The sequence below is a fragment of the Micromonospora sp. NPDC049559 genome (genome assembly GCF_040676675.1).
GTDB lineage: Bacteria > Actinomycetota > Actinomycetes > Mycobacteriales > Micromonosporaceae > JBFAPK01.
Window position 1 is genome coordinate 63,970 of record NZ_JBFAPK010000044.1, and the last position, 11,465, is coordinate 75,434.

Consider the following 11,465-nt stretch of genomic DNA (forward strand, 5'->3'; position numbering starts at 1 on the left):
AGGGTGGCGGCGGCCCGCCGCCCTGAGCCGGAGAGCGCAGAATCACCTTTCCGTGGGTCGCTGGAGTCGCGATCTTCCAGCAGACTGACGCGCGTGAAGCGGCTACGGGACCGGGGCGGCCGAGACGGCGGAGGGCCGCGCTCCGCCGTCGTGGTCAACCCGGCGAAACAGACCAACATCGCGAAACTGCGACGCACCATCACCGAGACGCTGGCCTCGGCCGGCTGGCCGGAGCCGCTCTGGCTGGAGACCACGGTCGAGGATCCGGGCCAGGGCCAGACCCGGAAGGCGATCGAGGCCGGCGCCGAGGTGGTCTTCGTCTGCGGCGGCGACGGTACCGTCATGTCCTGCGTGAGCGCGGCCGTCGGTACCGACGTGGCCCTGGCGGTACTGCCCGCCGGGACCGGGAACCTGCTCGCCGCCAACCTCGGCATCTCGGGCGACCTGGCGGCCGGGATCGAGGTGGCGCTGGAACGGGGGCGCCGGCGGCTGGACGTCGGCGTCTGCGAGGGGCGCGTCTTCACCGTGATGGCCGGGATGGGCTTCGACGCGCAGCTGCTCGGCTCGACGTCGGAGACGACCAAGGCGCGCATCGGCTGGCCGGCCTACCTGCTCGGCGGCGCCCGCCACCTGCGCGACCGGCCGATGCGGGTGACGATCCGCATCGACGACCGGCCCCCCGTACGGCGGCGCGCCCGCACCGTGCTGGTCGCCAACGTGGGCCGGTTGCAGGGCGGCATCCGGCTGTTCAACGACGCCGAGCCCGACGACGGCTACCTCGACGTGGCGGTGCTGACGCCGCGCACCCTCGGGCACTGGGTGCGGCTCTGGTGGGCGGTGCTGCGCCGGCGCCGCCGGGTACCCCGGATGGAGGTCTTCCGTGGGCGCCGAGTGGAGATCCGCAGCAACCGGGCCCAGCCCCGGGAGCTCGATGGTGACGTGATCGAGCCGGGCCGCTCGCTGGACGTCGAGATCCAGCCGCGCGCCTTCGTGCTCTGCGTACCGCAGCCGGAGAAGGACGCGGACCTGGCGGTGGACGCCGCGGCGGTGGCGTCCCGGGCCGAGCGGCGGGTCGAGGACGCGAGGTGAGCAGCACCCGGCCGGTCCCCGAGACCCGCTGCATGCACGACGACGAACTCTCGGCCGACGACGCCTGGCACACACTGCGGCGGCACGGCGGGTGGCACCTGTTCCGGGACGCGTTCGTCCGGTTCCGGTACGGCGACGGCTTCAGCCACGCGCGGGCGCTCGCCCTGCAGCTCTGCCTGGCCGTGGTGCCCTTCCTCATCGCGCTGACCGGCCTGATCAGTGACCTCGGCGCGGAGCAGGGCGGCCGGGTGGTCGCCGACACGGTGTTGGCCGTCACCCCGGGGGCCAGCGCCGACGTCGTACGGGACCTGCTCGGCGCGGGCGAGCGCACCGAGGACCTCGGTGAGACCGCCCTCGCGCTCGGGCTGCTCACCGGTCTGGTCGCGCTGACCACCGCGATGGCGCAGATCGAGCGGGGCGCCAACCGCATCTACGGGGTGGAGCGGGACCGCCCGGTGCACCGCAAGTACCTGCGCGCGGCGATCCTGGCGCTCGGCGCGGGCGTACCGGCGCTGCTCGGCTTCCTGATCCTGGTGGGCGGCGGCCAGTTCGGCGACTCGGTGCGCCGGCACTACGGGTGGGACGACGCGGCGATCCTCGCCTGGCAGATCCTGCGCTGGCCGCTGAGCCTGGGGCTGACCGTCCTCGCGGTGGCGCTGCTCTTCCGGTACGCCCCGCGCCGGCGGCAACCGGGACTGACCTGGCTGCTCTTCGGGGCCGCCGTCGGCACCGCGCTCTGGTGGTCGGCGAGCCTGCTCCTCGCGCTGTACGTGCGGAGCAGTGGCGCCTTCGGCCAGACGTACGGCGCGCTGACGGGCATGATGGCCCTGCTGCTCTGGGCCAACGCCACCGGGGTGGCGCTGCTCGGCGGGCTCGCCTTCGCGGCCCAGCTGGAGGCGCTGCGGGTCGGCGCGCGCGAACCGGCCGAGCCGGACCGGTGGGCACCCGCGGCGGCCGAAAGCGGCTAACCGCCCTCCCGCCGGTCGCCGTGTATCCCGGGGACGAAGCGGGTAATGCGATCCGCCAGGCGGGAAGGAGCGTGCTGGCGTGACACAGCGGGCGGACCGGTACGAAGCCGGGCAGCGGCCGGGCCGGGGCGAGCCGGGGCAGCGGCCGGACCGCGACCAGACGGGGGAGCGGGCCGGCGACGCGGGGTCCGGCGTCCAGCGCGACGCCCGGTCGCGGCGCGCGCTCGAACACTTCGCCGGGCGGAGCCTGGTCGGGCTGGCGCTCGTGACCGGCGCGGGAGCGGGCTTCGGGGTGCTGCTCATGCTCGTGCGGTTCCACTGGGGCCCGCTGTACCGCCTCGACCACGACGTCGCCGCCTGGCTGAACGCGCTGGTCGCCCCGCACCACCCGGTGGTCACCGTGCTGCGGGCGATCACCGACCTCGGCGGCCGCCCCATCATGCTCTGGCTGGTCACCGTCGCGGTGGTCGGCCTGCTCATCCGCCGGCGGGGCCGGCTCGCCGTCTACCTGATCGTCACCGGGGGCGGCGCGCTCGCGCTCGATCCGTCGCTCAAGGCGCTGGTCGGACGGCTGCGCCCGGTGGTGGACGTACCGGTGGCGCACGCGCCGGGGAACAGTTTCCCGAGTGGGCACGCCCTCGGCTCGATGGTGGCGTACGGGTCGCTGCTGCTCGTCTTCCTGCCGGTCGTACCGCCCCGGTGGCGGCGGCCGGTCACCGCGCTCGTCGCCGCGCTCGTCGTCCTGATCGGGCTGACCCGGATCGCGCTGGGCGTGCACTTCGTCTCCGACGTGCTCGCCGGCTGGCTGCTCGGGCTGGCCTGGCTGGGCGTCACCGCGTACGCCTTCCGGCTCTGGCGCGGCGAGCGCGGCCGGCCGGTGCCGGGCCTCACCGACGGCCTGGAGCCGGAGGCCGCGCCCGACATCGCGCCCGCGCCCGACGAGACGCGGCTGCTGCCGCGGCCCGGGGCCGCCGTCGCCGAGCTGGTCACCGGCTGGGTACTGATCTTCGGGCTGCTCTACGCCTTCGGGATGTTCGTCAGCTACCACGCCAAGGGCACCTTCCTGCACTCGCTGGACGTCGCGGTGCCGGCCTGGTTCGCCGAGCACCGCACGCCGTCGCTCGACGCCGCCAGCCACTGGTGGAGCAAGGCCGGCGACACCCACGCCGTGCTCCTGGTCTCGCTGGTCTTCTGCCCGCTGGTGGTGGCCGTCTGGCGGCGCTGGCGCCCGGTGCTCTTCCTCGCCCTGGCGATGTTCGGCGAACTGGGGCTCTTCCTGGCCAGCGCGCGGGTGGTCGACCGACCCCGCCCGCCGGTCGAACACCTGGACGGCCGGCTGCCGACCGCGTCCTTCCCGTCCGGGCACATCGCCGCGACGATCTGTCTCTATCTGGCCATCGCGGTACTGGTGATGCCCCGTACCGACCGCTGGTGGCGCTGGCTCAGCGTGGTCGCCGCGGTGGTCATGCCGCTCGGGGTGGCGCTGTCCCGGATGTACCGCGGCATGCACCACCCGACCGATCTGATGGGGGCGGTCCTGCTCGGCACCCTCTGGGTGGGGCTGCTCTGGTGGGTGGTCCGTCCGAACGCCGACCTCGACACCGGCAACCGGCCCCGGATCGGGTCCGGCGGACCGGAGAGCCTCGACGACGAGCTGGCCGCGGCGGCGTCCGGCGGTGATCGGCGGGACCGGGCCTGAGGGGCAGGGCTTAAGGTGGCCGTATGAGCGCCGGTCCGTACGAGCCACCCCTTCCGGTACCCGCCCGGGGGCACACCCCACTGCTGCGCCGGGTGATCGGCGCCGTGTTGCGCCGGATCCGGCTCGACCAGGGCCGGACGCTGCGCGACGTCGCCCGCGCCGCGGACATCTCCGTGCCGTACCTCTCCGAGCTGGAGCGGGGGCGCAAGGAGCCGTCCTCGGAGGTGCTGGCGGCGATCTGCCGGGCACTGGGCCTGCACCTGGCCGACCTGCTGGACGAGGTGCGCAAGGAGATCGTCCGGCTCGCCCCGGTCGCGCCGGTCCGCCGCGCGCCCACCCTGTCGGGACGCCCCGGACGGCCGTCCGGCTGGAACGCCACGCTCCGGGCCCCCGGCGGTACCGGTCCGGCCCGCCGGCGTTCCCCGTCGGGGCGGCGCCGCGCGCGTACGCTCTCCGGGCTGCCGTACCGGCCCTGGTCTGCCTCGCCGATCCGGCTGATCGGGACCCGGTCGCGCGCGTTGCCGCAGCCGTACGCCCTGGTTGCGCTGTCAGCAGATTTCCCGACAGCAGAATGCGCGGCCCGATGGGCACCGGTGGGGGGAAGCTTCACGGGCCGGTTCCCCGGGTGAGCCCTCGCCCGCCGGCCAGCACGACGGGAGGCGGGAGATGAACAGATCAACGGTCTGGATGCGCGCGGAGGGACAGCCGTCCTTCGGTGACCAGGTCTACGAGCGGCTGCTCCAGAAGCGGATCGTCTTCCTCGGTACCGAGGTCGACGACTCCTCGGCGAACACCATCTGCGCGCAGATGCTGCTGCTCGCCGCGGCCGATCCCGACCTGGATATCCAGCTCTACATCAACTCGCCCGGCGGTTCGATCAGCGCCGGGTTGGCCGTCTACGACACCATGCGGTTCATCAAGAACGACGTCTCGACGATCGCGATGGGTCTCGCCGGCTCGATGGGCCAGTTCCTGCTCACCGCCGGTACCCCGGGCAAGCGGTACGCGCTGCCGCACGCCCGGATCCTGATGCACCAGCTCGCCGGCGGCTTCGGCGGTACGGCCGCGGACATCGCCATCCAGGCGGAGAACATGCTGCACGTCAAGCAGACAGTGAACGAGCTGCAGGCACAGCACAGCGGACACACGGTCGAGGAGATCCTCCGGGACTCGGACCGGGACCGCTGGTTCACCGCCGAGCAGGCCCGCGAATACGGGCTGATCGACCACGTGATCGCCACGGCGGCGGAGGTCGAGCCGAGCCTGGTGGGTTGACCCGACCGCCCGGCGTGAGCGCGTCCGGGCGGCTGGTGGCCGGCGGCTACAGTCTGTCGCGTGACCGCTGAGCATGATCGGGGGGCGGCGCACCCGGCACCGCCGTCCGGCAGCACGCCGCCCGGGCGACCGACCCTGCGACCGCCGGCCCCGGAGCCGGTCGCCGCGGTCGCACCGCCCGTTGACCTGGTCGCGCCGGCCGCTGCCGTGGTCGCGCCGGCCGCTGGCGCCGTGTCGTCGCCGAGGCGCGCGGCCGTGCCGGCGCCGGGCGTACCGGTCGCGGTACCGAGCCGGGCCCAGGCCGAGGCACGGGCCCAGGCCCAGGCGCGGGGCTGGGCGCGGCCACGGCGGCGGAGGGCGTCGCGCCGGGACGAACCGCAGCTGCCGGCCTGGCTCGCGTACCCGGTACGCGCCGTCGCGCTCGTCGTCGTCCTGCCGCTGCGGCTGCTCTGGGAGGCCGCCCGGCTGCTCGTGCGGTTCCTGTCGCGGTACGTCTTCGCTCCACTGTGGTGGCTGACGGACCGGTGCCTGCTCCGGCCGAGCGTCTGGCTGGTCACCCGGGTGCTCGTACCCACGCTCGTCTGGACGGTACGGAACCTGCTGGTGGCGCCCGTCGTCTGGGTCGTGCGGTACCTGCTGGTCATCCCGCTGACCTGGCTGGCGCGCTACCTGCTGATCATTCCGCTGACCTGGCTGGCGCGCTACCTGCTGATCATTCCGCTCTCCTGGTTGGCGTCGGCCCTCGCGCCGGCACTGCGGCTGGTGGGTCGCGCGCTCGCCACCCTGGGGCGGTGGATCGGGTCGGCGCTGCGGGCCGTCGCCATGGGGATCTGGGCGGTGGTCGCCTTCGTCGGGCGGCTCCTCGGCACCGGGCTGCGCTACGCGTACCGGGGCGTGGCGGCCGTGGTGGTCGCCGGTTACCGCTACCTGCTGCGCCCGATCGGGCTGGCCGTCGCGTGGTTGTGGCGGCACACGGCGGTGCCGTTCGGGCACGCGCTGGCGTGGTTGTGGCGGCACACGGCGGTGCCGTTCGGGCACGCGCTGGTCTGGGCGTGGCGGCACACGGCGGTACCGCTGGGTCGCGCGATCGTCTGGCTCTGGCGGCACACCGTCGTGCCGTTGGCGCGCGGGGTCGCCTGGCTCTGGCGGTACACGGTGGTGGCGCCGATCCGCTGGGTCGGCCGCTCGGTGCTCGCGCCGACCGGGCGCTGGCTGCGGGAGGCGGTCTTCCGTCCGGCGGCCGGGACCGTCCGCGCGGTGCTCGCCGCGGTCGGACTCCGCTCCTGAGCGGGGACGCGCACCGGACGGCGGGAATCGCCTCCGGCGCGGGACGCGCTCCGCGCGGCGCTCGGTCGCCACTCGTGACCGCGCCCGCGCCCGGTCCCGACCGCGCCGCCGGTCCCGTCGCACCCCGCCGTACGGGTCAGAGGATCACGTTGACCAGGACGGTGAGCAGGATCGAGCCGATGATCGAGACCAGGATCATCAGCAGGCAGCCAAGCCCGCCGCCGAGCGGGCGGATTTCCACGTTGCCGAAGCGCATGGCCTCAGAGTTCCCGTAGCCGAGGAAGGAATTCGTCCCGCGCCCAGTCGAGGAAGAGCGGCTGGGTCGGGCCACCGATCTGCACCACCGCGACGTGCGTGAAGCCGGCGTCCACGTACCGCTTGAACGCGGCGACGTGCGCCTCCGGGTCCGGCCCGCACGGGATGCCCTGCGCGACGTCCTCCACGTGCGTCTGCCGGGTCGCGGAGGCGAACGCGTCGGGGTCGGGGAGGTTGGCGTTGACCGGCCAGCCCAGCCCGAACCACCGGAACTGGTCGTACGCGATCTTGCGACACTCGTCCTCGTCCGGGCCGTAGCAGATCATCACCTGCCCGTACCGCGGCTTGCCCGCGCCGCCGCGCTCGTCGAAGACCCGCAGCAGCTTCTCGTCCGGCTCGGTGGCGATGAGGCCGTCGGCGTACTCGGCGGCGAGGTCGCAGGAGGACGGTCCGGAGGCGGCCACGGCCATCGGCACCCGCTGCTCCGGGCGGTCCCAGAGGTACGCCTCCGGCACCTCGAAGTAGTCGCCGGTGTAGCTGATGGTCTGCCCGTCGAGCAGCGGACGGATGATCTGGAGCGCCTCCTCCAGCATCTCGTGCCGCTGCTGGACGTGCGGCCAGCCGCCGACCACGTGCTCGTTCAGGTTCTCTCCGGCGCCGAGGCCGAGGGTGAAGCGGCCGTCGCTGAGCAGGCCGACGGTGGCGGCCTTCTGCGCGACCACGGCCGGGTGGTAGCGGCGGGTGGGGCAGGTCACGAACGACATCAGCTCCACCCGGGAGGTGGCCTGGGCTACGGCACCGAGCACCGACCAGGCGTACGGGGAGTGGCCCTGCGCGTCCAGCCAGGGGTAGTAGTGGTCGGAGGCGACGAGTTGGTCGAAGCCCGCGTCCTCGGCGCGGATGGCGTAGTCGACGAGTTCCTTGGGTCCGCTCTGCTCGCCCATCAGCGTGTAGCCCACCGCGACCACCGTGCTCCCCTTCCCACCCCGGCCCGTTCCGCCGTGGCTTCGTCGTCCGGTCCGATCGTCGTGAAGTACCCCCGATCCGGTCGGTGAACCACGATCGGCCGATCCGGTCGAAAAGCCGTCGCTAGATCAACGCAAATACATAGAAAGTGTGGCTATTCCCCGCGTGGTAGCCACAGTTTCTCGGTATTTGTCGCTCAAGCTAATCTCGCCCGGGCTGCGCACCCCGGCAACCGGGCGCCGAGGGAGAGCGCGGGGTCCGGCGCCGTCGGAGTCGGGAACGGGCACCGGGAAAGTGACGTTCTTGACTATCTGCCGGTAGTGGGACTAGTCTCTCTTGCTTAACCGGTTAAGGGTTGGCCGGGGATCATCCTGTGGTGGGGATGACAGGCGCCCGACGCGGTCCGGTGGTCCGCCGCCGGCCGCGCGGGCGCCGTGTCCCGCGGTCCGCCGGTTCGCCCGGCGCGCGCAATCGGGCGCCGGCCCTCCCGCCGGTACGCCCACTGGCACTACGGTGTCGAGCCATGAAGATCGTTTGGCGTTGCCTGACCCTGCTCACCGCGACGGCGAGCACCCTCGCACTGGTCGCGGCCCCGGCCGCCGCCGGTAGCGCGATCGTCGGCGCCCCGGGCGCCGGGGACGACTACTTCCCGCTCGCCGGCAACGGCGGGTACGACGTCAGCCACTACGACCTCGACATCCGGTACGAGCCGGCGACCCGCGCCTTCACCGGGGCGGCCACCATCAGCGCCCGCGCCACCGCGCGGCTCTCCCGGTTCAACCTGGACCTACGGGGCTTCACCGTCCGGTCGGTACGGGTCGACGGCCGGCCCGCCCGTTTCGACCGCGACGGCCAGGAGCTGCGGATCTCGCCCCGCTCCGGGCTCTCCCGTGGCGAGCGGTTCACGGTCTCGGTCACGTACGACGGCACCACCGGGCGCCCGACGGACAACACCGGCGCGCTCTACGGCTGGGTCTCCACCCCGGACGGTTCCTTCGTGGCGAACGAACCCGAGGGCGCGGCCACCTGGTATCCGGTCAACGACCACCCCACCGACAAGGCCAGCTACGACTTCGAGATCACGGTTCCGGCGGGCAAGACGGCGGTGGCCAACGGCGAACCACGCGGGCAGTACACCCGCGACGGCTGGACCACGTTCCGCTGGCACGCGGCCGATCCGATGGCGAGCTACCTGGCGACCGCGTCGATCGGCGACTACGACCTGCGCCGCTCGGTCGGCCCGCGCGGCCTGCCGATCATCGACGCCGTCGACCGTGATCTCGGGCCGACCGGCGACGACGGGCTGGCCCGGACCGCCGAGATGATCGACTACTTCGGGCAGCTCTTCGGCCCGTACCCGTTCAGCTCCTTCGGGGCGATCGTCGACGACGACGAGGACCCGGGTTACGCCCTGGAGACGCAGACCCGTCCGATCTACGCGGGTCCGCCGAGCCAGTCCACGGTCGCGCACGAGCTGGCCCACCAGTGGTTCGGCGACAGCGTCACCCCGGCCCGCTGGCAGGAGATCTGGCTCAACGAGGGCTTCGCCACGTACGCCTCCTGGCTCTGGGAGGAGCACACCGGCGGGCGTACCGCCGCCGCCCGCTTCGCCAGCCTGCACGCCCAGCCGGAGACGGCCAGCCTGTGGAACCCGCCGCCCGGCGACCCGGGCGCCGTGGAACTGTTCGCCGGATCGGTCTACAACAAGGGCGCGATGACCCTCCAGGCGCTCCGCGCGAAGATCGGCGACGCCGCCTTCTTCGCGCTGCTGCGCGCCTGGTACGCCGGCCACCGTGGCGGCAACGTCAGCACGTCCGACTTCGTCCGGCTCGCGGAGAAGATCTCCCGCCAGCAACTAAACGGCTTCTTCCGCACCTGGCTCTACACCCCGGGCAAGCCGACCACCTGGTAGCGCCTCGTCGGGGCTCCTCGTCACCGCCGCCGCGACGGCGAGGAGCCCCTTCGAATGGACCGCGGGGGCCTTTCACCCCCGTTCGGCGGCGCAACTTAACCGGTTGCGTTCGATCGCCGTATCCGCATATTCTGATGCCCGCGCCGCAGGGAGTCGGACGGTAACTGTCGGGCTGCAGTTGCCGGTACCCCGGACGTCTCTCCCCGACCAGGGGCCCTTCCTGAGGTAGGTCATGAGAACACGACTCCCGATCGCCCTGACGGCGCTGCTCGCCCTCGTCACAGCCGTCCTCGTCATGACGCCGTCGGCGCACGCCGCCGCCGGTTTCACGATCAGCAACGGGCGGCTACTCGACGCCAACGGCAACCAGTTCATCATGCGCGGCGTCAGCCACGCCCACACCTGGTACCCGAGCCAAACCGGTTCATTCGCGAACATCAAATCGCTCGGCGCTAACGCCGTACGCGTGGTGCTCAGCAGCGGTGCGCGCTGGACGCAGAACAGTGCGAGCGACGTCGCCAACGTGATCTCCCTCTGCAAGCAGAACCGTCTGATCTGCGTGCTGGAGGTACACGACACCACCGGCTACGGCGAGGAGGGCGCGGCGATCACGCTCGACCAGGCGGTCAGCTACTGGATCAGCATCCAGAGCGCCCTCGCCGGCCAGGAGCGCTACGTCATCCTCAACATCGGCAACGAGCCCTTCGGCAACAACGCCACGACCAGCGCGACCTGGCCCACGGCGACCCGCAACGCGATCACCCGGCTGCGCAGCGCCGGCTTCGACCACACGATCATGGTCGACGCGCCGATGTGGGGACAGGACTGGCAGTTCATCATGCGCGACAACGCGCAGTCGGTCTTCAACAGCGACCCGGACCGCAACACGATCTTCAGCATCCACATGTACGGCGTCTTCGACACCGCCGCGGAGATCACCGACTACCTGGGCCGGTTCCGCACCGCCAACCTGCCCATCGTGGTCGGCGAGTTCGGGCACAACCACTCCGACGGCAACCCCGACGAGGACACCATCATGTCGTACGCCCAGACCAACGGGATCGGCTATCTCGGCTGGTCGTGGAGCGGCAACGGCGGCGGCGTGGAGTACCTCGACATGGTGACCAACTTCAACGCCAGCCAGCTCACCTCCTGGGGACAACGGATCTTCAACGGCGCCAACGGCATCCGCCAGACCGCCCGCGAGGCGACCGTCTTCGGCAACAACCCGACCACCCCGCCGACCGGGAACCCCGCCACGCCGCCGGTCACGACCCCGCCGGTGACCCCGCCGACCACCACGCCGCCGGCCGGCGACCGCAGCTGTACCGCCGCCTACACCATCACCGGTCAGTGGCAGGGCGGCTTCCAGGCCGAGGTACGGGTGACCGCCGGCAGCTCGGCGATCAGCGGTTGGGCGGTCACCTGGACCTTCGCCAACGGCCAGACCGTCAGCCAGAGCTGGAGCGCGACGCTGAGCAGCAGCGGCGCCAACGTCACGGCCCGCAACGTCTCGTACAACGGCAGCCTGGGCGCCGGCGCCAGCACCGCCTTCGGCTTCCTCGGCTCCTGGAACGGCACCAACACCGCCCCGACCCCGAGGTGCGCCACCACCTGAACCCGCGCACCGGCGAGTGCGCGTAAGCGTCGCGGTGGCAGGACACGGCCGGCGCTGAGCGAGCCGCGAAGCCGCCGCGCGGGCGGACGCAGTCAGCGGACGTAGCGCGCGGCGGCCCGCGCCCGAACACACGCGGGCGAAGCCGGCCGAGGCGGGAGGTACGAGAAACGAGCACGCCGGCCCGCCCGGAGCCGAGGAGCGCGCGGCGAAGCCGGCCGTGGCGGGGGTGCGAGGGGTGAGCACGCCGGCCCGCCCGGAGCCGAGGAGCGCGCGGCGAAGCCGCCGCGCCCCGCAGGCTCCCCAGCGAGCGCGCGTAGCGGCGCGGCGTCGTCCTGCAGCCGAGGAGCGCCGCGCGGAGACGGGGCCCCCCCCCGGGCGAGGACGACGCCACCAAGC

General features: G+C 72.9%; 9 protein-coding genes. 8 read left to right on the top strand and 1 reads right to left on the bottom strand.

The genetic code is table 11. The features are described from left to right. Positions 1 to 93: 93 nt before the first annotated feature. The 6 genes from AB0J86_RS33365 to AB0J86_RS33390 all read left to right on the top strand — a co-directional run bounded on the left by AB0J86_RS33365 (position 94) and on the right by AB0J86_RS33390 (position 6,318). Positions 94 to 1,089, top strand: a complete 996-nt coding sequence (locus AB0J86_RS33365) for a diacylglycerol kinase family protein (RefSeq protein ID WP_363861665.1) — start codon at positions 94 to 96, stop codon at positions 1,087 to 1,089. Next, the gene (locus tag AB0J86_RS33370; RefSeq protein ID WP_363861666.1) at positions 1,086 to 2,057 is read left to right on the top strand and encodes a YihY/virulence factor BrkB family protein; all 972 of its coding nucleotides are present in this window, start codon (positions 1,086 to 1,088) and stop codon (positions 2,055 to 2,057) included. Before AB0J86_RS33365 ends, AB0J86_RS33370 begins: the two co-directional genes overlap by 4 nt. A 247-nt stretch (positions 2,058 to 2,304) precedes the next feature. Next, positions 2,305 to 3,756: a phosphatase PAP2 family protein gene (locus AB0J86_RS33375; RefSeq protein WP_363861675.1), complete on the top strand. Its 1,452-nt coding sequence runs from the start codon at positions 2,305 to 2,307 to the stop codon at positions 3,754 to 3,756. A 23-nt stretch (positions 3,757 to 3,779) separates the two neighbouring features. Continuing rightward, positions 3,780 to 4,385, top strand: coding sequence for a helix-turn-helix transcriptional regulator (locus tag AB0J86_RS33380; RefSeq protein WP_363861667.1), 606 nt, complete (start codon positions 3,780 to 3,782; stop codon positions 4,383 to 4,385). A gap of 37 nt (positions 4,386 to 4,422) precedes the next feature. Next, the gene (locus tag AB0J86_RS33385) at positions 4,423 to 5,031 is read left to right on the top strand and encodes an ATP-dependent Clp protease proteolytic subunit (protein WP_363861668.1); all 609 of its coding nucleotides are present in this window, start codon (positions 4,423 to 4,425) and stop codon (positions 5,029 to 5,031) included. A 60-nt stretch (positions 5,032 to 5,091) separates the two neighbouring features. Further along, entirely contained in the window at positions 5,092 to 6,318 is a 1,227-nt protein-coding gene (locus AB0J86_RS33390; RefSeq protein ID WP_363861669.1) for a hypothetical protein, read from the top strand. Between the two features lie 260 nt (positions 6,319 to 6,578). On the opposite strand, the gene AB0J86_RS33395 is transcribed toward AB0J86_RS33390, so the two are convergent. Continuing rightward, positions 6,579 to 7,541, bottom strand: a complete 963-nt coding sequence (locus tag AB0J86_RS33395) for a TIGR03557 family F420-dependent LLM class oxidoreductase (RefSeq protein ID WP_363861670.1) — start codon at positions 7,539 to 7,541, stop codon at positions 6,579 to 6,581. Between the two features lie 521 nt (positions 7,542 to 8,062). Between AB0J86_RS33395 and AB0J86_RS33400 the strand changes: the two genes are divergently transcribed. Continuing rightward, a complete protein-coding gene (locus AB0J86_RS33400) occupies positions 8,063 to 9,451 on the top strand; it encodes a M1 family metallopeptidase (RefSeq protein WP_363861671.1) in 1,389 nt (462 codons plus the stop codon). Between the two features lie 232 nt (positions 9,452 to 9,683). Continuing rightward, on the top strand, positions 9,684 to 11,069 hold the full coding sequence (locus tag AB0J86_RS33405; protein WP_363861672.1) for a cellulase family glycosylhydrolase: 1,386 nt from the start codon (positions 9,684 to 9,686) through the stop codon (positions 11,067 to 11,069). Positions 11,070 to 11,465: the final 396 nt, after the last annotated feature.

What these genes read in the sequence shown, in the direction of transcription:
- AB0J86_RS33400 (WP_363861671.1), top strand. Translation starts at nt 8,063, where the DNA reads ATGAAGATCGTTTGGCGTTGCCTGACCCTGCTCACCGCGACGGCGAGC.
- AB0J86_RS33385 (WP_363861668.1), top strand. Translation starts at nt 4,423, where the DNA reads ATGAACAGATCAACGGTCTGGATGCGCGCGGAGGGACAGCCGTCCTTC.
- AB0J86_RS33405 (WP_363861672.1), top strand. Translation starts at nt 9,684, where the DNA reads ATGAGAACACGACTCCCGATCGCCCTGACGGCGCTGCTCGCCCTCGTC.
- AB0J86_RS33380 (WP_363861667.1), top strand. Translation starts at nt 3,780, where the DNA reads ATGAGCGCCGGTCCGTACGAGCCACCCCTTCCGGTACCCGCCCGGGGG.